The 25,428-nt window shown below is 46.5% G+C and carries 18 protein-coding genes; 11 read left to right on the forward strand and 7 right to left on the reverse strand.

The window, feature by feature from the left end; translation table 11 throughout:
• Positions 1-3 precede the first annotated feature (3 nt).
• Both GA520_RS11280 and GA520_RS11285 read left to right on the forward strand, forming a co-directional pair.
• Complete coding sequence (locus GA520_RS11280; protein ID WP_167528829.1) at positions 4-1,458, forward strand: exodeoxyribonuclease III; 1,455 nt, start codon at positions 4-6, stop codon at positions 1,456-1,458.
• A 177-nt stretch (positions 1,459-1,635) separates the two neighbouring features.
• Complete coding sequence (locus tag GA520_RS11285) at positions 1,636-3,465, forward strand: response regulator (RefSeq protein ID WP_163340075.1); 1,830 nt, start codon at positions 1,636-1,638, stop codon at positions 3,463-3,465.
• Positions 3,466-3,490: 25 nt separating this feature from the next.
• On the opposite strand, the gene mutY is transcribed toward GA520_RS11285, so the two are convergent.
• On the reverse strand, positions 3,491-4,630 hold the full coding sequence (mutY, locus tag GA520_RS11290) for an A/G-specific adenine glycosylase (RefSeq protein ID WP_370362765.1): 1,140 nt from the start codon (positions 4,628-4,630) through the stop codon (positions 3,491-3,493).
• A 476-nt stretch (positions 4,631-5,106) separates the two neighbouring features.
• Between mutY and GA520_RS11295 the strand changes: the two genes are divergently transcribed.
• The 8 genes from GA520_RS11295 to GA520_RS11330 all read left to right on the forward strand — a co-directional run bounded on the left by GA520_RS11295 (position 5,107) and on the right by GA520_RS11330 (position 15,788).
• A complete protein-coding gene (locus GA520_RS11295) occupies positions 5,107-7,272 on the forward strand; it encodes a methyl-accepting chemotaxis protein (protein ID WP_163340076.1) in 2,166 nt (721 codons plus the stop codon).
• 67 nt (positions 7,273-7,339) lie between these two features.
• Entirely contained in the window at positions 7,340-8,509 is a 1,170-nt protein-coding gene (locus GA520_RS11300) for an ABC transporter substrate-binding protein (protein WP_163340077.1), read from the forward strand.
• A 176-nt stretch (positions 8,510-8,685) separates the two neighbouring features.
• Complete coding sequence (locus GA520_RS11305; RefSeq protein WP_163340078.1) at positions 8,686-10,530, forward strand: response regulator; 1,845 nt, start codon at positions 8,686-8,688, stop codon at positions 10,528-10,530.
• A gap of 38 nt (positions 10,531-10,568) precedes the next feature.
• On the forward strand, positions 10,569-11,126 hold the full coding sequence (locus GA520_RS11310; RefSeq protein WP_163340079.1) for a chemotaxis protein CheW: 558 nt from the start codon (positions 10,569-10,571) through the stop codon (positions 11,124-11,126).
• A gap of 96 nt (positions 11,127-11,222) precedes the next feature.
• Positions 11,223-14,669 carry an Hpt domain-containing protein gene (locus tag GA520_RS11315; RefSeq protein ID WP_163340080.1) on the forward strand — a complete coding sequence of 1,149 codons (3,447 nt, stop codon included), beginning with the start codon at positions 11,223-11,225 and terminating at the stop codon, positions 14,667-14,669.
• Between the two features lie 25 nt (positions 14,670-14,694).
• The gene (locus GA520_RS11320; protein ID WP_163340081.1) at positions 14,695-15,159 is read left to right on the forward strand and encodes a hypothetical protein; all 465 of its coding nucleotides are present in this window, start codon (positions 14,695-14,697) and stop codon (positions 15,157-15,159) included.
• A 94-nt stretch (positions 15,160-15,253) separates the two neighbouring features.
• Entirely contained in the window at positions 15,254-15,409 is a 156-nt protein-coding gene (locus tag GA520_RS11325; protein ID WP_167528830.1) for a hypothetical protein, read from the forward strand.
• 13 nt (positions 15,410-15,422) lie between these two features.
• Positions 15,423-15,788 carry a PleD family two-component system response regulator gene (locus tag GA520_RS11330; protein ID WP_163340082.1) on the forward strand — a complete coding sequence of 122 codons (366 nt, stop codon included), beginning with the start codon at positions 15,423-15,425 and terminating at the stop codon, positions 15,786-15,788.
• Between the two features lie 103 nt (positions 15,789-15,891).
• Here GA520_RS11330 and GA520_RS11335 read toward each other — a convergent pair whose 3' ends face one another.
• Positions 15,892-16,959 carry an iron-containing alcohol dehydrogenase family protein gene (locus GA520_RS11335; protein ID WP_163340083.1) on the reverse strand — a complete coding sequence of 356 codons (1,068 nt, stop codon included), beginning with the start codon at positions 16,957-16,959 and terminating at the stop codon, positions 15,892-15,894.
• Positions 16,960-17,200: 241 nt separating this feature from the next.
• Here GA520_RS11335 and GA520_RS11340 point away from each other — a divergent pair, with 241 nt between their 5' ends.
• A complete protein-coding gene (locus GA520_RS11340; protein ID WP_163340084.1) occupies positions 17,201-18,514 on the forward strand; it encodes a hypothetical protein in 1,314 nt (437 codons plus the stop codon).
• 152 nt (positions 18,515-18,666) lie between these two features.
• Here the strand turns inward: GA520_RS11340 and ftsH are convergent, their stop codons facing one another.
• The 5 genes from ftsH to GA520_RS11365 form a co-directional block, all read right to left on the reverse strand.
• The gene (gene ftsH, locus GA520_RS11345) at positions 18,667-20,484 is read right to left on the reverse strand and encodes an ATP-dependent zinc metalloprotease FtsH (protein ID WP_163340085.1); all 1,818 of its coding nucleotides are present in this window, start codon (positions 20,482-20,484) and stop codon (positions 18,667-18,669) included.
• A 127-nt stretch (positions 20,485-20,611) separates the two neighbouring features.
• Complete coding sequence (locus tag GA520_RS11350) at positions 20,612-21,760, reverse strand: ABC transporter permease (protein WP_163340086.1); 1,149 nt, start codon at positions 21,758-21,760, stop codon at positions 20,612-20,614.
• Positions 21,757-22,932, reverse strand: coding sequence for an ABC transporter permease (locus tag GA520_RS11355; RefSeq protein WP_163340087.1), 1,176 nt, complete (start codon positions 22,930-22,932; stop codon positions 21,757-21,759). Before GA520_RS11355 ends, GA520_RS11350 begins: the two co-directional genes overlap by 4 nt.
• Positions 22,929-23,912 (reverse strand): HlyD family secretion protein, encoded by a 984-nt coding sequence (locus GA520_RS11360; RefSeq protein WP_163340088.1) that lies wholly within the window; start codon positions 23,910-23,912, stop codon positions 22,929-22,931. The genes GA520_RS11355 and GA520_RS11360 overlap by 4 nt, the downstream gene beginning before the upstream one ends.
• The gene (locus GA520_RS11365; protein ID WP_163340089.1) at positions 23,909-25,345 is read right to left on the reverse strand and encodes a TolC family protein; all 1,437 of its coding nucleotides are present in this window, start codon (positions 25,343-25,345) and stop codon (positions 23,909-23,911) included. Before GA520_RS11365 ends, GA520_RS11360 begins: the two co-directional genes overlap by 4 nt.
• Between the last annotated feature and the right edge of the window lie 83 nt (positions 25,346-25,428).

Below are 25,428 nucleotides of genomic sequence, written 5' to 3' on the forward strand. Positions count from 1 at the left end.
CAATTGCATAAAAAGATCGACATTCATTCCTTTCTCTTAACAGTTGGTGAATTTGTAAAGGACAAGGATGTCCCCGTGGTTGACTTGATCGCTGTTCAAACTAGGGACCCGTTCAAAGTGCTGGTAGCGACTATTCTCTCTGCCAGGACCAAGGACGAAACCACCGCTGCCGCCGTTAACAGGTTGTTTAAAAAGGCCTCATCACTTGAACAACTCTCACAACTCACCACAGACGAAATTGAAAAGCTCATCCACCCTGTGGGTTTTTTCCGCAATAAAGCTGTGTATCTCAATAAACTTCCCACAGCACTTGAAACGTTTGAGGGTAAAGTCCCGGATACCATACACGAACTTGTGACACTGCCCGGTGTCGGGAGAAAAACCGCTAACCTGGTCAGAAGCGTAGCCTTTGGAAAACCTGCAATTTGCGTGGATACCCATGTCCACCGCATCATGAACATCTGGGGGTATGTTCAAACCGGGACACCTCTGGCAACCGAGATGGCACTTCGCGATATACTGCCTGAAAAATACTGGCTTACCGTAAATTCTATCCTGGTCGCCTTCGGTCAATCTCTTTGTAAACCAATAGGTCCACAATGTGACATCTGTCCGCTTTCCCCGCAATGTCCCCAAATAGGGGTTACCCCCAGAATTATAAAAACGAAAAAGAAATCAATCCCGAACAGGCCCACAACTTTCCTGGCATCCTGGAATATCAACGGCCTAAGAGCAGTAGAAAAAAAAGGGTTCATCGACATTGTCAGGGAGCTTGACTTCGACATCCTGGCGCTTCAGGAAACCAAGGCGCAGCCAGACCAACTCTCTGACAACCTGAAAAACATTGACGGATATTATTCTTTTTTTCACAGTGCGGAGAAAAAAGGTTATTCCGGCGTTGCAGTGTATAGCCGCAAGGAACCGGTAAACGTCTTCTACGGATTAGGCAATGAGGAATACGACAGAGAAGGCCGGGTACTCACCCTGGAGTTTGCTGATTACTTCCTGATCAACATATACTTCCCCAATAGCGGTGAAGGTTTGAAACGGCTTGATTACAAGCTGGCATTTAATAAAGAATTGCTCCGATTTGCTGAAAAGTTACGCAGCAGGAAATGTGTTGTCCTTTGTGGCGATTTCAATGTTGCACATAAGCCTATCGACCTCAAAAATCCAGATAAAAACACAAAAAATGCAGGATTCACCCCAGAAGAACGACAGTGGATGGATCGATTCCTTGAGGCCGGATATCTTGACACGTTCCGTATGTTTAACAACGAGCCGGAACAGTACAGCTGGTGGAGCTACAGGTTTAACGCCAGGGCAAGAAATATAGGCTGGCGGATAGATTACTTCTGCGTTGACTCTGCAGGGAAAGACAGGATACAGGATGCCCGAATCTTAAATGAAGTAATGGGTTCTGATCACTGCCCCGTCCTTCTCGAATTCGAGGCATAACTCATGGCGGCCAGTTTTTCCCCGACACATTGCCGCATTCTTCCCAGCATCTGTTTTTCCATTTTTCTTTTCTCCCCCCCTTCCCTTTTTGCAGCCACATCTCCCGAATTAAATAGTACCAGCATCGAATTGACAAGGGGATTTCAGCTTTCCCCGGGTCTCTTGGCAGTACTACTTGTGATTTTTGGTTCCCTGGTCATTATTGCTACTATTCTGTTTTTGCTCAACAGACGACTGCAAAGGGAAATCCTCGCTCGCAAACAGGCAGAGGACGCTCTCCTGAAAAGTGAGCTGAAACTTCAGAACTATTTCCGGCAAACTGAGCAGTTCAGTCTTTCTGCTGCTGCGATGTTAACCATCCAGGATGAAAAACAGCTCTTTTCCGAAATAAGCAACGCCATTGTGGAGCACTCAGATTTCAAACGTGTTCTCATATCCCTGTTCCGGAACGAACCGCCATACAGGGAGCTTATTGGCTATGCCGGAGTATCAGACGAGATATTGGACAAAGTACGCAAAACCGATCTTGCCAAAAACTGGTACGACAATGTTTTCAGCCTCGGCATTAAAATCGGGAACTTCAGTTATTATATACCTTATACTCTAAGCCATATTCTGAACCAGCAGGCAACGATTTATGGTGAAGAAGCCAAACCCGCTGACGAACACCTCTGGCATCCCAAAGACAACCTCTTTGTGCGAATGAATGATGAGAACGGTAAATTCCTCGGCATAATTTCAGTCGACACCTCAAAATCGGGTCTTAAACCAACTGCTGAGATTGTCCGTCCTCTTGAGATTTATGCCAGCCTCATCTCACAGATAATTATTTTACGCAGGGAGTACAGTCGCCGGACAGAACTTGAACATCAGTTGCGCCATTCCCAGAAAATGGAGGCGCTTGGCAACCTCACAGGGGGTATCGCTCACGATTTCAACAACATACTGGGGATTATTATAGGAAATGCTGAGTTAGCCCTTATCGATACTCCTGACTGGAATCCGGCCAACCAGAATGTACACGAGATAAAAACTGCAGGGCTCCGTGCCAAGGAAATAATCCAACAACTTATCTCGTTTAGTCGGAAATCAAGTAAGGAATTGCGGGCCATACAGATATCACCTCTCATTGGCGACACCGTGAAATTGCTGCGCTCCACACTTCCTGCCAATATTACCCTTCACTACGAAAACAATACTGACAATTGCGTCATTGCTGCCGACCCTCCTCTCATCTATCAGTTGCTTCACAATCTTTGCACAAACGGCGTTCAGGCCATCGGTTCCGCTAAAGGCACCCTGACTGTAACTGTAACGGACCAGGATATCTCATCGGTTGAGGGGGAACAGCAGGAAACGAAGCCGGGTACATATATAAAACTTACAGTCAGGGATTCCGGGCAAGGCATAGCCGCTCATCAGCTCAACAAGATTTTTGATCCCTATTTCACAACCCGCGGACCCGGCGAAGGTTCAGGACTCGGTCTTACAACGGTTCATGGAATAGTGCAAAGTCATGACGGCTTCGTTACCGTAACCAGCAAACCAGGGGAAGGCAGTGAATTCGTGGTGTATCTCCCCTGCATTCAAAAAGAAGCTGAGCTCAATGATCAACCAGCGCCCGCCTTATCCAGTAACCAGGTAAAAAACATCCTGGTTATTGATGATGAACCATCTTTGCTGGCAGTTAACAAGAGTGTACTTGAGCGTTGCGGGTATTCGGTTTTTGCTCAGGAGACCCCTCTATCCGCTCTTGAACTGTTTAAAAAATGTGATCCGGGCACTTTCGACCTTGTTATAACCGACCTCACGATGCCAGAAATGAATGGTATGGACTTAGCAAAACAAATCCATGAGAGCGACTCTTCAATACCAATCTTTCTCTGCACAGGATACAGCGACAAACTCAAACAAAAAGAGATGGCTCAATACGGAATTGTCAACGTTTTCACAAAACCTTTAGACACAGCCAGCTTCACCAGGGAAGTACAAAAACTATTATCCTGACCCGCTGCACCTCCCGTCCAACACCTTACCCCTGAAGCGATGTACTACAGATATCTACCAACCTGTCCTGTTCATTTGTTTCGATATATTCGAGTAATTTTCGGTGTCCGGCAGGATATGCGAATTCACGTAATTCTGCCATTCCAATCCATCGATATCGATCAGCTGCTGTCAAAACAGGCTCGCTCTCTCGCTCCAGTTCACAATAATAGCAATAAAGCGTTACCCGGTAATGCATGTACGAATGGGTGACTATCGTAATCTCACCTGTCACTCGAACACGCAGCCTGGTTTCCTCAAGATATTCACGAACCACTGTCTGTTCAGGATGTTCACCATTTTCCATCTGCCCACCTGGAAACTCCCACAAACCTGCCCAGATGTCACCAACCTGCCGTTGCTGAATAAATATCCGTCCCCGATGCACAAGTAGCCCTGTTGCCATCCTGATAGAAACATTCTTTTTCTTCTTTGTAGAAACAGGACGCTGACTGATAGTTCCCCGCTCAAACGCCAGACAGTGAAATGATATTGGACACTTTGAACACCGTGGATTTCCGGGAATGCAGATCAGGCCTCCCAGATCCATCAAGGCCTGATTATAAAACCTCATTTGTCCAGGTACTATCAACTCTTGTGATATTTTATCTATGGCCTTTCTTCCCGGTCCGCTTTTTACCTGCTTATCGATATCGAAAATCCTGCTGTAAATACGCGCCACATTGGCATCAACTAAAGAGACATCCTTATTGCACGCTATCGAGGATATAGCCGCAGCGGTGTAAGGACCGACTCCTGGTAAGTCCAGCAACGATACAATATCGCACGGAATTTCTGATCCGTATTGGTTTTTTAGTATACCAGCAGCCCTATGCAGGTTTCTGGCTCTGGAATAGTAACCAAGCCCTTCCCAATATTTGAGTATTTCCTGTTCGGTTGCTTCAGCCACCGAATCAAGCGTTGGAAACCTCTGTATCCATTTAGTAAAGTATTGTATTCCTCGTTCCATCTGGGTTTGCTGAAGCATGATCTCCGACACCCAGACATGATATGGATTATAGGTTTTTCTCCAAGGAAGCACCCTCTTGTTACTTCTGAACCAACAAAGCAATTGTTCCTGAAGCTTGGTATTCTTGTTCATCACAGCTTTACTATTGATTGTCATTTGGAAATGTTTCTTTCTTCTGCATATTAATGAAAGTCTTTCCCAGAATCATATTCCTATATAATCTGGGGCGAGGCTATTTTTTGGTAAAGATTAACAGATTCCTTGAAACATCACTAGACAAACCAGTTTTGATCATTTATTGTAGCGGCAGATTTATTATGTTAAACAAGCTAGATATGGCACCTTTAGAAAATTGGTCCCGTAACAGGACCGCAAAACCGTAAAAAGCCAGAAACAGTGAGGAAATTGCACGCAAGCTGCTCTACTTACGTGCATCTTTATAGATTCATCAGCTGGACAGGAATCATTCAATTTCAGTTGATAATTCATCAAATGATGGAAAAAAACCGTGCATTGCCGCCGCAAACCCGTATCGTCTCCCCCCCACCGAGACACCCAGGCTGCACCTGTAACTGACTGCATCGGTTTGAACCATCAAATAACAAGCAGAATCTGCATTTTGTGGAGGAGTAATGGAAAGCGAGAATAAGGACATTGCTGTAAAAAGATCCCTTTTTACACGATTAACAGGAAAGCTCAGTATCAGAAGCAAGTTGGTCCTTGCTTTCATGATCATGATTGCACTCACTCTGGCCGTCAGTGGTGTGACTCTGGTATTTGACCAGATTTCCCAAAAAACAAGAGATGAGCTGATCGATGTTCAGGTCAAAGTGGGCAGGCTTAGTCTTGAAACGGAAAACTCGCTGCGCGTAATGCAGAGTCTTGAAAAGGAATTTCTGCTCAAGCAAGCCACTATTGGTATCCAGGAAGCAAAAGCCCAATATCTTGTTCCCTTTACGGAGATGGGTGGCCAAACATATGCGACCCTATACGAGATCCAGCAGTTATTGACTTCTCAGGGCGACATTGATGCCGCCCAATCCGCTATGGACTCAATCAACGAGTACCTCAGTGCCTTCATAGGTACGGTAAACATTCTGGAACTTCGTGTTGATAAGGAATTCGGCGAATTAGTAAAGTTAGACGCTGCCATAGAAGCTTTTGATAATGAGATTGAAGCACACGATGACATCGTCATTGAAGATAACGCGGGTGAACTATTTGAAGTCATCCAGGAATACCGTTTCACCCCAACCAGGGAGGGAGCAGCTAATGTTACCTCCCAGATTGCCAACCTGAAAGATCTCATTGATGTCTCCCTCATGCCGGCACCGACCAGGCAGAAGATCGCGGAACAACTCGACGAGTTGTCTAACTGGTTTAATCAGGTGAAGGATACCGATGCCGAGCTGAATGCCAGAATCGAAGCTTACGAACAGGCTGCACAAAAAGCTGAGCCTGTTATCGATGCATTCCTGTTAAACGCATCCAATAATCAGCAGGCTGCAACCAATAAGATGAAGGACACATCAACACTTACAAGGCAAATTGTGATTGGTGTTTCCATCGCTGCTATCCTTCTCGGTATTTTGATCGCCATCGTTCTTTCCAAAAGTTTGACCGAACAGGTTAACCACATTGTCGATCTTCTCGGTGAAATTGGCATGGGTAACTTCGACGCCCGTACCCCCGTTGTAACCCAGGATGAACTTGGAACCATGGCCGATGCACTGAACGCCATGCTTGATAACATCACCATTCTTATCCAGAGTCAGACAGAACGTGATGCTATTCAGGAATCGATCATGAAACTCCTCGAGGAGATTTCAGCCCTGACCGAGGGTGATCTGCGAGGGCGTGCAGAGGTGACCGAAGATATGACAGGTGCCATTGCCGACTCGTTCAACGCCATGACCGAACAGTTCTCTGACATTATTTTAAAGGTTAAGAAAGCGACCGGCTCCGTTGATTTAACATCAGCGGACGTTACCAAACAGACGATGTCACTGGCCAACAAGAACATCGAACAGGCTCACAAGGTTGAAGACGCTATTGGCGCGATTGATCATATGGTTAACTCCATTAAAGAGGTTTCTGAGAACGCCCAGAAGTCTGCTGAGGTTTCCGAGAAGTCCCGTCTTAACGCCCGTGAAGGTGCGGAAGCTGTACAGAAGACGAACACTGCTATGAGCGAGATTCGTGAAGAGATTAACGAAACCGCCAGATCCATTAAACGTCTTGGTGAAAGTTCGCTCGAGATTGGTAACGTTGTACAAATTATTAATGAGCTTTCAGACAGGACCTCCATCCTTGCACTGAACGCCTCCATCCAGGCTGCAATGGCCGGTGACGCTGGTCATGGTTTTGCTGTTGTTGCAGACGAGGTTCAGCGACTTGCTGAAAGTTCAGGTAGTTCAACCAAACAGATAGAAACACTTGTTAACAATATCCAGACAGAGATAAAGAACGTCAGTAACCGTATGGACGAAAGTATTGGTAAGGTTGTACAGGGCTCACAGCTTGCTGACGGCGCGCATGAAAAACTTCAGCAGATTGAAGATGTATCTCAGCATCTGGCTGATCTCATTGAAGCTATTACAGATGCAACCAACGAGCAGGTACGGGTTTCTGAACAGATTTCCGGCACCATGCAGGAAGTTGGTGACGTCAGTAAGGCATCCTCGATTTCCTCCCAGGAAACCGCGACCTCCATGGATGCACTCCGTACAACAGCCCAGGAACTACGTGCTGCTGTTGAGATGTTTAAGATCGCCGACGAATCCGAGGAGACGGTCTAAATCGATGTTACGGAGGAGACTTCTGCCAGGAATCTCCTCCACTATTCATTCACCACCGGAGGTGAGTATGAGACGGTTACATTTCTTCCCGCTGGCCCTGCTGGCATCATTCATGATGCTTTGTAATACTGCAACAGCAGCAGACGGAAAGATTAGAGTAGGTTTTAATATAGCCCAATCAGGGATGTTTGCACTGGTCGGGAGTCATTCAAAAAATGCTGCAGAACTCATTCGCAAGGAAGTTGAGGCCAAGGGTGGTCTCAAGATCGGTGATAAAACTTATGATCTTGAATTTATTTACGGAGATAATAAGTCAACCGCCACGGACGCCTCAAATCTTGCTATACAGCAAGTTACAAAGCAACAGGTAATCGCCATCATTGCACCGAACTTCAGTGCCCTGGCGATCCCTGTCGGCCAAATGGCAAACTCTTTTTCCACCCCTATGATTTCCCCCTGGTCAACATCTCCTATAACGACTAAAGACAGACCGTTTGTGTTCAGGACCTGCTTTGTATTTACGATTCAGGGACCTGTTCTAACTAAGTTTGTCGCCAGCGAGTTTAATGCTACACAAGCAGCGGTACTCTACGATATTATCAGCGCATACCCCAGGGGCATGGCAAAAGCATTTCGTGATGCCTTTGAAAAAACAAATGGTAAAGGCTCTGTTGTTGCTTTTGAGGAATTCCGTACCGGTGCAACCGATTTTCGTAAACAGCTGAAAAAAATCAAGGACTCCGGTGCACAGGTTCTCTTTACTCCTCAACATTACGACGAAATCCCTCTTATAGTACGTCAAGCCAAGGAAATCGGACTCACTATACCGATAATAGGCAGCAACTCCTGGGCTGGTGGCGACTTGACCGGGACCTGCGGCGAAGACTGCAATGGACTTTACTTTACTGGTAACTACGCACCGGGTGAAGCGAAAGGTGTTAACAAGCAGTATGTCGACAGTTACCAAAAAGCCTATAACGAACTACCGGATGAGCCCTCAGCGCTCACCTGGGACTCCGTCCGTGTCCTGTTACAGGCACTCGAAAACACAGGTGGTCTTTCAGGCAACCTGTTAAAAGATCGTGTTGCTGTAAAAGACCAGATCGTAAAAATTCGCAATATGGAAGGTGCTACCGGAATGCTCAACTTTAACGCCAGTGGCAACCCGGAGAAATGTGCAATTGTTGTAAAGATTGTAGACGGCGTGTTTACATTCCACGATTCTGTCTGTCCGTAGCAGAGAAAAAAACCCTTTGTAATGCTAAAGGGTTTTCAGGACCAGGATCTGAACAAATGAAGTTCATTTTAGAGAAGGGATTAGGTTGGTTACTATTCATCCCCACCCCCTTCCGGAACCTGCTAGACAGGGTTATCCTTTCGTTCATTCCTTACATTGGACGCAGCTGAACAAGAATGGAAAAAAATACTTCAGGCATAACTGAAAAGCCCAAAAGCCTCATTTATTTCCTCAGAGATCTCCACGCTCAGGAGGCAAATGTTGATCTTGTAGTCCAAAGCCGAGAACGGCATGGTGTCATCCATGTGAGGAAAGGTGAAGTAATCTCGGCTAATGCTGACTTCCTGCACGGTAACGGTGCTATACTTAGTCTTGTGAAGGCTTCTGACCCTGAACTGACAGTCACAGAAAACGACACTTCAATACAGAAAACGATTTCCCTTACCCTGTCGCAAATCCATAAAATTGTTTCTGGACAGAAAAAAACAACTTCGCCACTCACTAACGCAGAAGAAAAACAGCTTTTACACGAAGCAAAAATGTTGTTTTCCCAGTTTCACCTAAAACTGGCTGGACAAAAACTGATAACGATTCTTCGCTCAAACCGATTCTGTTACCCAGCCTGGCTGTGGCAATCACGCATTATCAGCAGGCAGGATTATATCGGTAAAGCTCTTGATGAGGCATATCGGTGGGGTAACCACGATCAGGAAGTCTGGCGAGAGGCGCGCAAGATTCGGCCCCAGTTAGACGGCTCGGAATCCACTGTAAAGAGGTGCTTCTTCTGCTGGTCCTTAGTTTCTAAACAAAGTGGACTGTGCCCGCATTGCCATGCATTCCTCATTATCAGCAGTCAACCTCAGTCTGAACTCCTGAAAAGTGATGATCTCAAGTATACAATCGCTCTGATGGAAGAAGCGATGAAGCTTGAACCGTCAAACAGTCGAGTCGCCTATTCTCTTGCTGTAGGGTACTTCAACCTCAAGCAATATCAACAGGCGCTGAAGTTTATGCGGTTAGCCAGGAAACTGTCACCTAGAATAAACCTCTATGCCAAGAGCTTGACACTTCTGACAACCGTTGCAAAAACCCAATCGGGTGGTGCACCAACAGTTGACAGGCAAAAGATTACCACCATCGGGTCAGGTAACCGGGTACTTCTCGTAGAGGATAGTAAAACTTCACGAAAGGTCCTCTCCATGTTGTTCAAGAGGAAAGGATATGAAGTAATTGAAGCGGAAGACGGAAAAGATGCGATAGAGAAATGTCAGGAGAACCATCCCGACCTGATAATTCTTGACGTTATCCTCCCTGACACTACCGGCCATGAGCTACTACCGCAGTTACGTGCCATAACTCATATCGCTAACCTTCCGGTTATCATGCTTACCGGAAGGCAGGCTGCCGAAGATAAGATGCGCGGCCTTTCAGCTGGTGTAAATGAATATGTCACAAAACCATTTAACCCGGAAAAACTAACAAACCTGGTTTCTGTTTACCTGCCGAACGCTCAACCCATTGTTTCAGAAACAGCAGCCCCACCTGCACAAAAAACTCCTGCTGCACCAGCCGTTGAAATTGAGAAAGAAATTCTTCCCCCTGAACCCGCTATAAAAACAGGTCCGGAAGTTGGAAAGAAACAAGACGATTTTGATCCCGATGCAAAAACCATATTTGTTGTTGAGGACAGCCCGACGTCCCGCAAAGTGTTGAAGATGATTCTAAAACGGTCAAAGTTCAACGTTATTGAGGCCGCTACGGGTAAAGAAGCCCTGACCACCGCTGAAGCCATTGCACCTGATCTTGTACTGCTTGATGTTATGCTTCCTGACATGACAGGATATGACATTTTACCAAAAATCAAGAAAATGCCAGCCTATGCAACGACTCCCGTATTTATTCTCACTGGCAAAAGAGCTCCTTCGGACAAGATGAAAGGCATGCTTCTTGGCTCAAACGAATATATAACAAAACCCTTCAACCCTGAGAAATTATTGGCATTGATCAACAATTACATCTAAGGTACAAAAGGTTTGGAAACTTTTACCGCTCTGACTTTATGAACACATTATCGAGCATTATTGAAAATATCGACTCTCAGCTGGCAACTGCCAGGGACAGCAAGGATCATTCCTCCTACTCTCCTTTCCTGTCAGGTGTGCAGGAACAACTGAGGAGGTATATCCAGGTCACAGCCGGAGGTCTTTCCCTGGCGGTACCTATCGACGACCTGTACGAGGTCGGTCACTTACCAGGTATCACGACTCTTCCGAACCTCCCTGCGTGGATTCTAGGCATTGTCAGTCTCCGTGAAGAAATCATTTCGGTAGTTGACCTGAACAATCTCTTTTTCAGTATGAAGACAGATATAAAAAAGAGCAGCCGGCTCGTGGTCCTGCAAAAAGGTCAGATGAAGGTAGGCATTGTCATTGACAGAATCATCGCAACCATTTCCCGCCCAGATTCCGATCGAACCGTTGTCACAAACTCACTGCTTCACAAGGCTGCACCTGAAGTTTTCCAAGAGAGTATTGTTATTGATGATGAGGTCTTTCACCTACTTGAGGCGAGATCCTTTTTTGCTTTCGACAGGTTACTAAATTATTACGACGCATAGAAAGATGCATGGCACCTTTTCCTTTAAGAATCCATATCCGCCGTACTATTTGAGGTACTGGATTATCTTTCGCCCTGCTCTCCAGGAGATTATTTGATGTCGCAGTTACCACGAGAAGAATTAGCCGCAATACTTTTTGAAGAGGTTGAGGGATATCTGCCTCGAATCGGCAAGGGATTATCCACACTCCAGAAATCTGGCGATGACTGGGAGGTCATGCAGGAAGTTTTCCGGATTTTCCATAACATTAAGGGGGCTGCATCGCAGGTTGACTTTAGTGAATTAAGTGCCGCTGCGGCACGCTCAGAGAACCTCCTGGCCGCAAACCTCGAAGAACATATATCGCTTAGCGCTGTGGAGCTGAATTTTCTTTATGGGGTCCATGACTCTATTGATGAATTTTGTTCCGCCACCGACAAATCCAAGGACGCAGAGATAGAACATTTCAAGGATATTCTTTCCTCCGGATACGGTAGACATACACCCGAACAGACATCTTTTTATGAAGACGACATGTTCGAGGCCGATTGGACTTCCGTTACAAGCGAGCCAGACGCAGATGCAGTATCCGAACTCGATACCATCAGGCTTGAGTGTCTCAATGCACTTCGCTCCGTCCTTCCACTTCTGCAGGAACTTGCAGATTGTTCAGTATCCGAAAACGTACCTGCACTCGTGCCCCAATTCATCTCGCCAATGAGTCGTGCTGTATCCACACTGGCCACATGTTCTCAAACTGCCGGTTTGAACGGTCAACATCGCTTATTGACGAACTTTCACACCCTGCTTGAGACCCTCGGTCGTACACCTTCACTTATTTCTGCTGACACACCCGCACTGTTGAAAGAATTCCTCACCTATCTCGATGTTATCTTCAGTCTTGATCCACGTGAAGGAGAAGCAGTTGTCGGTCGTATTCAGGACAAGTTTACCGCCCTTTCTGACCTTCTTATTTCAGGTGGAGACGCTGACCAGGATGTCTCCATTGATGATGATTTTATTGATGAAACTGAAATCGACGAAATCTTCAACCAGCAGGAAGAGATTCTGTTTGAAGAAACAGCCGACCCTGAAAGTTATGCAGGCCCTTCTATTGAAGAAGAGTTATATGTTGAGGAGGCACCAGCCAGCGTTGAAGCGGAAGCACGCGTCCTGTCTGACGAGGAAAAGGAACTCTTTGCCATCTTTCAGGCAGAATGCGAAGAACACCTGCAGGTTATCAACTCCACCCTCAACAGTCTCGAAGGCAGTGTTGTCGACGCAATGACGTTTACCCCTGACCTGCTTAATACCGTGTCGCAAATGCGTCGTTCCGTTCACACCTTAAAAGGTGCTGCCGGCATGACAGGTTTTGATTATCTCTCTTCCTGTGCTCACAGTCTTGAGGATCTGCTTGACTGGTTGCATGACGATTCAGATGAGATCAATCCAGACGATGTACTTGTTATTGCAGATGGTATCGACATTATTGAGCGTCTTTCAGAAGACACTACCGGGCAAGACAGGACGTCAGCTGAAATCTATTCTGAAAAGATAGAAACTTATCTCAATACCAGGAGCAGTGCTTCGGCAGATGCAGCTTCTGAGTCGCCCCTTCCCCAACCAGTACCTGCAAATACCATTCAACAACCGGAAATACCGGCTACAGTTGAAAGCCATCAAATAGCCGCTGCACAACCAGAAGCTGACACGGCACTTCCTGGAACCGCGGGTAATGTTCGTGTAAAACTTGACGATCTCGATGAGCTTGCAGGTATTGAAGGTGAACTAGTTGTCGCGCGCGGTTCTATTGAGAAATTAATGGAGCAGATGAATCAATCCCTGATCGATTTAAACAGCACCCGTGAGGCCCTGAACCGCAAGACACAAGAGCTCGAAGTCGGTTTCGAGGCCCAGTCCCTTTATGGTTTTGGTCCTGCACCCATACCTGGCGCCCAATCAATTGCTGAAGAGCCGACATCCACGCTTTCCGAATTTGATCCAATAGAACTCGACAGGTACTCACAGCTGAACCTCATTATCCGTTCGTTGAACGAAATCGCCATTGATGTTAATGCGATCCATTCTGAGATGAATTCCGTCGCCAATGAAATAAAGGGCCAGGTAAGTAAGCAGCAACTTTCCATGGGGGTGATGCAGGAAAAACTGATGCGCATCCGCATGACCCCGCTTTCCTCCATCTCCAGGATCCTGTACCGTACTGTCCGCCAGACGGCCAACAACCTCGAGAAAGATGTCAAGCTCACTATTACCGGTGAAGATGTTTATATGGATCGATTTATCTGGTCCAAAACACTAGACCCCTTAATGCACATTCTCCGGAATTGTATCGATCACGGCATCGAAGACAGTTTCTCCCGTCTGGAAGCCGGAAAACCAAAATCCGGCAGCATTCACATCAATGCAGAACAGAAAAACCGTTATGTTGCTATCCGGATAACTGATGACGGCCGGGGAATCGATATCGACAAGATGAAGGCCAAACTTTCCGCCGAAAACATTCTGCAAGAAGGTGTGAACTACCCTGATGAAGAGCTTTTGCGTCATCTTTTCCGACCTAGTTTTTCAACCAAGGAAGATATCAGCCAGATCTCAGGTCGCGGTGTCGGTCTTGACGTTGTCCTGAGAAACATCCAGGAGCTGAGGGGAAGTGTCAAGATTGAAAACAGTCCCGGCCAAGGTGTTGCTTTCGAACTCAATATCCCAATTACCCTCTCCATCAACAGGGCTATTGTTATTACGGTTGGCGGAAGGCAATTCGCTGTACCTATCCAGGACATTGTCGAGGTACATAAATCCAGCAAGGAAGAACTCGCAGCAGGAAATGACAATCAGCTTAAGTGGGGCGAGAACATAATTGAAAAGATCCAACTGGCTCCCCGCCTTCAACTAGAGTCGTTTGAAGATGATGAAACATTTGTCCAGAATCTGATGCTCATTATCGAAGCCGACGGCACTCATAAAGCGTTGCAGATCGATTCGGTAATTGAACAGCGTGAGATCGTTATCAAGGATCTCGGCAGTCATCTACGTTACGTACGAGGTATTAACGGCGTTACCGTCACCGGTGACGGTACGGTAATTCCTATCCTTAACCTGCTTGAACTCGCAGCCCAGGAAAGCCTTGTTGTCAAAACTGTCGAGCGGGAAGACATTCCGGTACGGGAAACTCCTCTGCAGGTGCTTATCGTCGATGACTCCATCAGTGTACGCTACAGCATAGCCCGCATGGTTGAAGGACAATCATGGCAGGCCCACCAGGCAGTTGATGGAATTGATGCCATGGAACAGCTTGAATCTCTGACACCCGATGTCATCGTACTTGATATTGAAATGCCGCGGATGAACGGATACGAATTCCTTGCTGCACGAGTTGGCCATGACAAGCTGTCATCTATTCCCGTAGTTATGCTTACCTCCCGTGCATCCGAAAAACACCGGAAAAAGGCAGAAGAACTTGGTGTTGACTCCTATGTCACCAAACCGTATCAGGAAGATGAATTTGTTGAACTGCTGAAATCAATGGCAGTCAGCCATCTGTAACCAAATTTGAACGACCGGATAAACGATGCAAGAAGAAAGAGAAGTTGCTGTTGTAGGCGCCAATACGGCCCCTTTAGGTACGTTACATATATACTGGCTTTTCAGCAGGAACCAGATTGAATTTATCCTTACTGAAATAGAGACGCTGACTACTTCAGGCGAAAATGTTCCAGACAGGGCACGCTATATAGATGAGGCACTTCCCCTTATAGACCTTGAAACACATTTTGGTTTGGAAGGTCAATGGCAGACCCCTGCAGATAAGTATATTGTCACGAAAACCACCGACCCAAAAGGTGAACTCGTCAAGATTATAATACCGGCTGCGCATCCGTTACGTATGAAAAAGTTATCGTTTGCAACCACCCCGGCACCCGGTAGTGCCCTGAAAAAGAATGAAGAGCATATTCTCGGTGCATTTTTCCAGGATAATGAGACTCTTCTGGTAGTTCCGGATCTACAGACAATAGTTAAATTTATGAAGATGTAACTGTCAGAGATAGTAATAGTAAATAGATTTGGCAACCGGTCATTGCCAGATACATTACTCACATACTACTCGTGGAGATGAATCGGAGGAGACGATGAGTTTGGATGAAAGAGTAAAAAAGAACTGGATTGAAATCCAAAAAAAACATAAAGTACCTGTAAACGCTATAGGTATTAAAATTAAGGATAACGACAAAAAAACCCTTCAAGTATGGAAAGAAGAAGGGATTGATGCGTATCTGAAAAAATAGGTAAATTGAAGAAATGAGCAAAGTAATTCTGATCGTAGAAGACAGCCCCACCGATATGCATATTGCCGAGTCTGTATGCACCAGTAACGGTTATCAGGTTCTTACCACCGACGAAGGCGAGAAAGCCCTCGAAATAGCCGCAGAGAAAAAGCCGGATCTCATCCTGCTGGATGTTATTCTCCCCAAGCAGAACGGCTTCCAAATCTGCCGTCAACTAAAGAAAAACCCTGAAACAGCGGGCATTAAAGTCATTTTGGTTACCAGCAAGTCTCAACCCAGTGATAAATTCTGGGGTATGAAACAGGGAGCGGATGAATATATTCCCAAGCCCTACAACGAAGACGATCTGCTGGATGCAATAGACAAACTACTCCTGTAAATCATATCTTTTCAAAAAACCTGCTTGTAAAAAAAAAGCCCCTTGCTACCGAAACTGGTCCGGCATTAAGGGGCTTTTTTGTCATGGTCCTGTAAACCCGCAGTTACATCCTTTTGTAAATTTCGAGAGCCCTCTCATGAGTCATCAGGTTCCGCCAGTCAGAACCGAGACAGTTTTCCCATAATGGCTCAAGATTAAGTGCTGTTGTCACCATTCTGTCCAGATCTTCGGGGGACATATCGGTTGTCAGGTTTCGCGGCAGACTGATATTGTGATGCTCCATCATTTGTCGGAATTCACGAACACCTTCCGGATAAATATCCTCAAGATAATCAAAAGCAATACAACAGCCAATCCCGTGATGAATTCCAAGGACAAAAGAAAGCCCATAGGAGAGGGCATGACACGCACCAACCTGGGAGTAGGCAATAGACATTCCACCGAAATAGGATGCCATCATCAATTTATCATCCTTATCCAAGTGGTCTTCTAAAAACACCTGACGACACAACTCAAGTGATTTCTCCCCATAAGCCTTACTGAATTCATTTAAAAAGGTGCCATTCAATGATTCCACATCGTGGATGAAACAATCCATACCGGTATAGAACCACTGGTCTTTGGGAACATCTGCAATTAATTCAGGATCAAGGAGAATCTGATCATAAATGGTATAGTCCGAGTTTATACCAAGTTTTTTCTCAGGCCCTGTTAAAATAGTAGTTCGTGATATTTCGGCACCGGTACCCGCCAGGGTCGGTACGCCCACGTGATACACCGCAGGATTTTTTATCAGATCCCACCCCTGGTAATCGGCAGATGAACCGGGGTTATTCAGCATGAGTGACACAGCCTTGGCTATATCCAATACAGAACCGCCGCCAATGCCGATCACACCATCCGGTTTTACAGGATGATATGCACGAATTTGACCGACCAGACTGTCAATAAGGGTGGTTTTCGGTTCTTCATCAACATTTACCCTCAGGAGAAAGTCCTTATCCTCAAGAGGTATCCTTGATTCAAGAGGAGCCCCCTCAAACACATCGTCGATGATAAAAACGACATATGAATCAGGGGTTGTTCTCTTCTCCCGCAGAATATCTCCAAGCTGGTTAAATGCCCCGCGACCAAAAATAATTTTAGGTACAATAGCAAAATTACGATACATAGTTTTACCGATGTTTATTGAGGATGTAACATTGCCCGTCCGATACTCATTCCCAAACGAACAATTTTCACTTATAAAAGGTAGCCAAAAAAGACTTCTAACAGATAATCAGTTACTCAGCAATGTCCAGTTCAAACTGTTTTTCAATTCCACTCAACGATGTTCTGAACATTCGCTTGACATTAGTGTAGAACACGATAATTTGCCAGTCTCACCAGTCCAATTATACGTAAAAACGATCATGTCAGTTATTGAAAAAAACAGTGTATTCACCTCCCTGCTCCAAAACGGCCCACTTGCCGTCGAGGAAAAAGTAACCCTCGCGTCCCCTTTCTCTTCAACTACAAGAGAATGGGTACGAAATCTCAAGCAGGATCAGAATAATATTACCAAATATCGTGCCATCAGAAGCCAGGTCTTTGAATTCCTCGAAATCAACAATTTCATTGAAATCCGTGAACTCCTGATAAATCATAAAGAACAGGCTGCTCGTGGTCGGCGCGCTTATGTCAAACTTGGTAACATGTTTGGCATTGATGGTACAGTAAAAGAGATCGAAGCTCGCATCCATGATTATGCACGAACTGCTGACGCCGTTGTTAACAGCTTACGCAACAAAATTTTAAAGCCATACTCATCACATATCGCAACGACCAATGAGATAGAAGTTGCTAATGACCCTATTGAACTACTGTTGATAATTTTTAACGACAGGTACCATAGAAAGGCACGGTTTGAGGCACGCAGGAAATTGCAGCTCATGAATCTTGCTGCCAGTATCGACCAACGGGAAAGAGAGACTGCTATTGAAGAGAAATTTTCAACCTTTCTGCACTTTCTTAATGATTACGTGTGGAGTCCACAACAAAAAATTGGTGAACACGACATCGTTTATCTCCTTTCACAGCATGATCCTGAGGACTTTCACTGCACATCCGTACGGGTAATCACCCCGGATGAAAGAAAGAATATCCCCTCTGGTAACGGTACCAAATTGACCCTGATTAAAAGAAGAAAATTTGTTACAGACGGACGGGAGTGGCCTATATATGTCTCAATCAGGAAAAAACCTCCGGAAGCAAAAGTACTCAAACTCCTAAGGAAAAATGAGAAAAACCCGGCGGTAGCCGTTGATGATGAACTGGGACTCATGGCGGTTCTGGATTCAGTATCGGATGTTAAAATATTCCAGAATCATCTCACAAGATCTGCAGGAAAAGCCAACTCATTTATGGTCCTTGAAGATATCTCAGACACCCTCACCGGCAACGCTGTATACCAATCCACAGCCACCGGTTCCAGCGCAAAAACACCTATGCTTAAATTTTTCGCCAGGCTAGGCGGTATGCGAGTCGAATTCATCATCCATACCAACCGAAGCTGGCTCAATTATCTTTACCAGCAGGATGTCGCACATGATGAATATGAGGTACGTCGTATCTTTGATAGCGGGGTTGCTGAACTCCTTTTCCCAGCCGATATTTTTCACCTTGACCATAAGGAAATCCGTAATGACATGCTTGTCAGATTCCGCCGCCAGATAGAAAAAACCTGAGTTCAAATCAACTTTTCAAATCCTCATGTTCATTTCAGCCTCACTTCCATCATGGTACTTCATTACTTTCTGCTGAGAAGGATAGTACCTATTTCGGTTATAGTTTTTCCCAGTAACTTGAGATACGAGTAATCTACTTTTTTGCGGTCTTCTTATTCCGTTACAGAGGCAGTTCCTACCATCTCGACAAATTCCTGTTCAAACAATATTTCTTTTTCAAGTAGTCTTTCTGAAATAGTATTGAGGGTCTCCTGTTTTTCTTTCAGCAGCTTTTTAACATGTTCATACCGGCTGTCCAGGATCTCTTTTGTCTCTCTGTCTATCTGTGCTGCTGTTTCGTGGCTATAGTCTATGCCTCCGCCACCTCCATATTCATTCTGCAGGAATACCGGTCCCCGCTGTTTAGGGTAGGAGGCAAGCCCCAGGCTCTCCCCCATTCCGTATTCGACGATTATCGCTCTGGCAATATCGGTGGCACGCATCAGGTCGTTTCCTGCACCCGTCGTAATACTGCCAAAGGATATTTCTTCTGCAACCCTGCCACCAAGCAACACATCTATCTTACCGAAAAGTTCTGACCTGCTCATCAGGTAGCGGTCTTCAGTTGGACGTTGCTGTGTATAACCAAGAGCGGCAAGTCCTCTGGGAATGATTGAAATTTTATGAACCGGTTCACTGCCGGGTGTAAGCGTTGCTACCAGCGCGTGCCCTACTTCATGATACGCAACAATTCTTTTCTCTTCTGGGTTGATTACCCTGTTTTTCTTTTCTAACCCGCCGATAATCCTGTCTGCAGCTTCATCCAAATCCTCAGCGATAACCTTTTTTCTTTTGTTCCTTACTGCAAGAAGGGCTGCCTCATTTATCAGGTTGGCCAAATCAGCACCGGAAAAACCAGCAGTTTTCTGGGCGATAACCTCGAGTTCGACGTTTTCGTCGAGTTTTATTTTCTGAACATGAATGTCGAGAATAGCACGCCTGCCTCTAACGTCAGGGCGATCGATCAATACCTGCCTGTCAAACCTGCCTGAGCGCAGCAAGGCAGGATCGAGTACTTCCGGTCGATTGGTTGCTGCCATAATGACTATCCCTTTCTGGGTATCAAACCCATCCATTTCAACCAGCAGTTGGTTCAGGGTCTGTTCACGCTCATCATGGCCACCCGTCATACCGCCGGCCCCTCGCGCCTTACCGATCGCATCCAGCTCATCAATGAAAATAATACAAGGAGCTTTGTCCCGCGCCTGAACAAAGAGATCACGTACCCTGGCAGCCCCCATCCCGACAAACATCTCGACGAAGTCAGACCCACTCAAGGAAAAGAACGGTACTCCTGCTTCACCGGCAACAGCCCTTGCTATCAGGGTCTTCCCTGTTCCTGGAGGACCAACCAGAAGCACTCCCTTGGGCATCTGTCCACCTACCTCTAAATAGATTTCGGGTGTGGCCAGATAATCGACAATCTCTTGCAATTCCTCCTTGGCCTCGTCAGCGCCAGCAACGTCGGGGAAACGGGTCTCAATATCTTTTTCTCCAATGATTTTTGCCTTGTTTTTACCAAGGTTCATAATACTAGCCTGCCCCCCCTGCATCTTTTTCATAAGCAAATACCATATGCCGAAAAAGATGAAAATTGGGATAACCCACGACAAAAGAGTTGTGAAAAAGGTGTTTTCAACCCGACCGGAAAACCTGACATTATGCTCAGACAGTTTCTGGGAAAGGTCCGTATCAACCCGGATGGTGGTGAACAGGATTTCGGCATCACTGTCATCTTTTTTCATTTTGCCGCTGATCTTGTCCTGCCCCACGGCTATTTCGACCACCTTATCTTCCAATACAGCTTTAATAAATTCGCTGTAGGGTATAATTTGTGGCCGAAACTGATCAAAAATGAGATTTTGGAGAATCAGCACTCCCCAAATAGCAGCTACGACATACCAGATATTAAATTTTGTATTTTTTTCCATAATTGTTCCCAGACATTTTTTGACAAACATGTCCTGCTGCATCGACAGGACATGTTCCATACGCAAAGAACATCTCAGTTCCCGCAGGACGATAGCCTAACCTGTAAGCTAACCTTGTTCCTGGAATTTAACCCGATCTTCTCCGATGATGCAATAAGCCCCAACCGAAAAGACCGTAAATTATGGCACAAATCCAGAGTTGCTGCCACAACGGGATGAGTGCTTTAAAGGTACCACCCAACTGGTTGAGACCAAGAAACAATTTGATACCGGGCACCACTGGAATATAGCTAATGATTGCCGTTACGGGGGCTGGAATCGCCTCAACGGGCCAGACAAATCCTGATCCGAAGATGAGCGGCATTGAACTTGTGAGAACAACCAGGATGGTATGCTCCCGGCGGGGTAATATCTGTCCCAGACAGATCCCAAGCAAAGCGGAAGAGAGCAGAAATGGAAATATTGCAAGATTCAACTCCGCCAGATTCGCCCGCCGTGGAATGTCATAAAACTGAAAACTGACACCGAAATAGAACATTGTCAGCAACCAGTAGATTGCCACCAACAGACTTGCCCGAACCACTATTAACTTCAATGGTGGTGCTTCAAGCCAGTAGCCCCCGTTACCGGCAGCCTGCATCTCCTTCTGAGTTCCTCCGAGTATTCCTGCTCCCATAATCAGTGTATGATGGAGAATCAATACGAAAATGGCTGGTATGACATAGTTTACATAACCTGAAGTGGGGTTGAAAACTGAGCGGATGTTGAGGTGTATGGCGCTGTGTTGTTCAGCAGCGAGAGCCTGGCTCTGACCAGACATAACCATACGGGTAACCTTGGCTTGAGCGGCCAGGGTTCCACCAGCCTGTGCCATACCTTCAAGCACCGTCCCGTAAACCAAAAAATAGCTTGCATCACCTGCATAGGAGAGAGTGGGGCTTCGTCCCAGCAAGAGGTCCCTGTGAAAATGCTCTGGAATAACGAGGATACCAGCCATATCTTTTTTGATGAAGAGCTGACGTGCGTCCTCTAAAGTATAAGCATGCTCAGCAATCAGTACCTGGGGTGTTGCATCTACCATTCGTTCCAGACTCCGGCTTAATTGACTGCCATCGAGATTGACAACAACAACCCGCTGATCTCTTGGTACCTGCGAGGCATAAGGGAGCGGATAGAGAATGGAGTAAAAAAAGACACCGCCGAAGACAGTCAGTAAAACAGCCGGATTAGTAAAAACAGCATGTAGTTCATGACGCAGCAGTTCAGGGATAGTCATGGTGAGTCTCCCGGCAATGCCCCCTGACTCCGTTTAACCATTCTGCTGCTCATGACAAAAACTGGAATAAAGAGGAGTAGAAATAAGGAAAGGCTCAGTAATTTCGGAAGAGCCGAAGACGCAGCTATACCATAATTCACCTGCCCAAATTGAATTTCGATATAATGGCACACCGGAATCAGGTTTCGCCAGATACGCGCTGGCAGGGTCATGTCGGTTACCGGAAAGGTCACACCCATGAAAGCAAGTCCTGGTGCGACATAGGCTGCTGCCAGGCTAAGACTCCGACCACCATCTTTGGTCAGGAAAAAGATCAGGTAACCACAACCTATACTGGCAACCGCTGTTACCAATTGACTGATCAGGAGTAGGAACCAGTCTCCATGCATGGGCCAGCCGAGCACGACATACAAAAAATAGAGAAAAAGCGCCCCCTGTCCCCAGAAGAGCAGTGCCAGAAAAGCGGATTTACAAAGAAGACGAGTGATGGGTGCACCTTCAAGCCAGGCATGAAGACCATAGTGCCTTTGTACGAAGGCCATTGAGAGCACCGTAGCTGCGACCATGATAATCTGCCAGATTGCAGGCAGGATGGCGGAAACGAGAAACCATGCGTAATTTTTACTCATGTTGAAGAGCGGGGTAATCTGGCTGCCGATGGGCATTGCCGATGACAAGGCTACAGCTGGTAGCGGAGTGGAAACAGTCATGTTTCTCAGAATCTCTACTTTGATTGTGAAGGTACCGTGAGCCTGTTGCAGGGCACTGCCTATGAGTTTGCCGACCAGCAGGAACTGGCTGTTGATAATGGCGCTCACCTGCGGAGGATTTCCTCGGGTCAATTGCTTTTCCAATCCTTCCGGCAGTACGATAAGCCCGTAGATTTCACCAGCCCTTAAGGCGGCAGCACCATCACTCACAGAGGGAAATGACTGTTCAATCTTCAACGATGGGCTGGTTCCGTAGTGCCGTATGAGTCCTCTGGAGACACGCCCTTTATCAAGGTCCACCACTCCGATCGGGAGTTCGGTGGGAATTCCCTGGGAAAAAATCCACCATATGGTTGCATAGAGCAACAACGGTACCCAGGTAACAAGAGCCAACAGCCACGGATCACGCCCGAGATCACTGAACTCACCGTAAAGTAAAGTCATAAATGACAAATTTTTCATTCCGGTATCAGAACTGACATTCCGGCGCGCAATCCTTGGATTGGATGAACAGGGCGCGCCTCAACTTCAAAACTTCGCATATCGAAGCCGGCACCTCCATCAGTAGCCCGCCAGGTTGCAAAGTCTCCCATTACGGCCACATGATCAACCCTGAAATTATAGGTATCGTTCCCAATTGCTGGGATATGCGCTGCAAACTCATGACCTTTCTCAAACTCGGCAAGCCGGTCTTCACGCACATGAAATACAGCCCAGGCATCCTTCATATCCATGATAGTAACAACAGGGAAGCCTTGAGGGGCTAACTCCCCACTATGCAGAAGTATCTGGCTCACTTCCCCATCATGCCAGCTTTCCACCCGTGTATCCTCTTCATATACCCTGACCTCCGCTACCGCTCCGGCTGCCGCACGCACCTTCCCTTCCGCAGCCTTTATGGTTTCATCTCGGGTCCCTTCCTTGATAAGGTGATACATCTGGTAGGCCGCATTGCTGGCATAACGTGCTGCCTGTAACTGGGTGTAGACTTCATCCCTCCTTTGTTCCGGTACAACCCCGTCCTGATAGAGGGTATCTATCCGCTTGAAGGTTTTCTCCAGGAGATCTTCAGCAGCCTTCGCCTGCTGCCACTGGTCACGGGCAGCCTCTATCTGTTGTCTCCGGGCACCGGTGTGAGCCTCCTCAGCCATTGCCTCTGCTGCATCTTTGCTTGCCATGGCCTGAGCCAATTTGGCATCGATCTCGGGACTCAGAATGGTGAAAACCAGCTGTCCCTTCGTCACAGGATCTCCTTTTCGGACCAGTACGTTATCAATACGTCCGGCAACCTTCGAACTGATATTGTATTGCTGGGCTTCAATCTGCCCCTGCAATTGTACAGGTTGGGGCTGGTAGGCGTACCAAAAAGTGTAACAGAGCCAGACGACAAGAGAGGCAGGCATCAAAACTGTCAGGATTATATGCAAAAAACGCGTTATCATTCCTCTATTCCTTGATTATTCTGGTAAGTGAAAAATGTCTCGGGACTGGAACTGACGCCCATCAATTGACCGAGTGCATCGACATAATTAAAGGCGGCCACAGCTCGCTGGGTCTTTACGTCTGCCAGAAAAAGCTCTGCATCAACTACGTCAAGCGAGGTACCCAATCCCTGATTGAACGCTTTGATGCGCAAGGAAACGTTTTCTTCCGCTAATTTCTGACTTGAACCCAGGCCGTAGAATTCCTCCAGGGCCTGCATTGTATGTCGGTAATTTTTCTCCACAAACAGTGTCAGGTCGCTTTGGGCCTGATGGCTCAGATGCTCTAACCTCTGCATTGCACTCCGGGCTGCTTGAAATTTGCCGGACCGACCGGAACGCTCCAGCAAGGAAATAGAAACCCCTACACCTAGAAACCAGTCGGGTGTCAGGGATGTCGCAAGGCTCTCCTCCTCATAAAGGCTATAGTTACCTACGACGGCAACGCTGGGGAGATACTTACCCTTTTCAATAGAGGCGAGTCCTGCCGCTTGTTCAATCTTGGCATCGAGGATACCAAGGCCAGGATAACTACGGAGTGTGTCACCAATGAATTCATCGACGGAAGGGAGCGACGAAGCAATAAACAGTTCCTCGCTCGGTCTTACAGACTGAGATGATTTCAACATCCTCGTCAGGGCCAGCCGAGCAATTTCAAGATCCCGTTCTGCTTTTTTCCGGTCAACCACCGCCTTATCAAAAGACGCTTCTGACTGCATCATCTCGACCCGGGCGATCTGCCCCTGCTGTTCAAGCAGGATGGCATGATCACGATGCTGCCCCAGACCCAATTCCACATCCCGGCGTGTATTGAGGACCTGTTGGGCCAACACAGCTCCGAAATAATTATGTACCAGCTTCTGAAATTGAAGAAGGTTCTTCTGCTGAAGATTATACCGTGCCTCTTGTACTTGACTAACCGCGATATCCTGTGCTGCACTTATCCTGCCACCAGTGTAAAGCGGCCAGGAGCCACGGATGGAACTACTGAGAAGTTCTCGCTCGGAGATGGTGGATGTCAACCCACCATTAAGTTGAGTTGGGGTTAATCCATAAGATTGCGCAAGACCTGCTGCAAACTGCGCTGCGATGATGCCCCCCTCCATGCTCTGAAAAAGTTCATCGGGTGATAACTCAACATCATCGTCAAGGTAGAGATAATTTGCTCCCAGGGAAATATCAGGAAGATTAAGACTTTTGGTCCCCAGTTTGGTAAATTCAGCCTGCTTCACCCCGGCCCTGGCCGCTTTCAGAGCATCGTTATTAGCATTAACCATGCTCCATGCCTCTTTCAGTGTAATCGGTATGTTCTCTGAGGCGATTGCAACTGAAAAAGAGTGAAAAGCAGCAGTCACAAAAAATAAGGCGGCATACCGCTTAATAAAACGCAACACTGTTTCAGTCCTTTATCTGTATATGTTAAAATTGATTTAATTTGAAATATTCAAGGCATTCAGCAACTAATCACTTCCCGGGC

The sequence above is a fragment of the Desulfopila sp. IMCC35008 genome, assembly GCF_010646885.2.
Lineage (GTDB): Bacteria > Desulfobacterota > Desulfobulbia > Desulfobulbales > Desulfocapsaceae > Desulfopila.

Bases quoted from the DNA above. Each gene is read 5' to 3' on its own strand.
- mutY (WP_370362765.1), bottom strand. From the start codon at position 4,630: ATGACAATCAATAGTAAAGCTGTGATGAACAAGAATACCAAGCTTCAG.
- GA520_RS11295 (WP_163340076.1), top strand. From the start codon at position 5,107: ATGGAAAGCGAGAATAAGGACATTGCTGTAAAAAGATCCCTTTTTACA.
- GA520_RS11300 (WP_163340077.1), top strand. From the start codon at position 7,340: ATGAGACGGTTACATTTCTTCCCGCTGGCCCTGCTGGCATCATTCATG.
- GA520_RS11305 (WP_163340078.1), top strand. From the start codon at position 8,686: ATGGAAAAAAATACTTCAGGCATAACTGAAAAGCCCAAAAGCCTCATT.
- GA520_RS11310 (WP_163340079.1), top strand. From the start codon at position 10,569: ATGAACACATTATCGAGCATTATTGAAAATATCGACTCTCAGCTGGCA.
- GA520_RS11315 (WP_163340080.1), top strand. From the start codon at position 11,223: ATGTCGCAGTTACCACGAGAAGAATTAGCCGCAATACTTTTTGAAGAG.
- GA520_RS11320 (WP_163340081.1), top strand. From the start codon at position 14,695: ATGCAAGAAGAAAGAGAAGTTGCTGTTGTAGGCGCCAATACGGCCCCT.
- GA520_RS11325 (WP_167528830.1), top strand. From the start codon at position 15,254: ATGAGTTTGGATGAAAGAGTAAAAAAGAACTGGATTGAAATCCAAAAA.
- GA520_RS11330 (WP_163340082.1), top strand. From the start codon at position 15,423: ATGAGCAAAGTAATTCTGATCGTAGAAGACAGCCCCACCGATATGCAT.
- GA520_RS11335 (WP_163340083.1), bottom strand. From the start codon at position 16,959: ATGTATCGTAATTTTGCTATTGTACCTAAAATTATTTTTGGTCGCGGG.
- GA520_RS11340 (WP_163340084.1), top strand. From the start codon at position 17,201: ATGTCAGTTATTGAAAAAAACAGTGTATTCACCTCCCTGCTCCAAAAC.
- ftsH (WP_163340085.1), bottom strand. From the start codon at position 20,484: ATGGAAAAAAATACAAAATTTAATATCTGGTATGTCGTAGCTGCTATT.
- GA520_RS11350 (WP_163340086.1), bottom strand. From the start codon at position 21,760: ATGACTATCCCTGAACTGCTGCGTCATGAACTACATGCTGTTTTTACT.
- GA520_RS11355 (WP_163340087.1), bottom strand. From the start codon at position 22,932: ATGAAAAATTTGTCATTTATGACTTTACTTTACGGTGAGTTCAGTGAT.
- GA520_RS11360 (WP_163340088.1), bottom strand. From the start codon at position 23,912: ATGATAACGCGTTTTTTGCATATAATCCTGACAGTTTTGATGCCTGCC.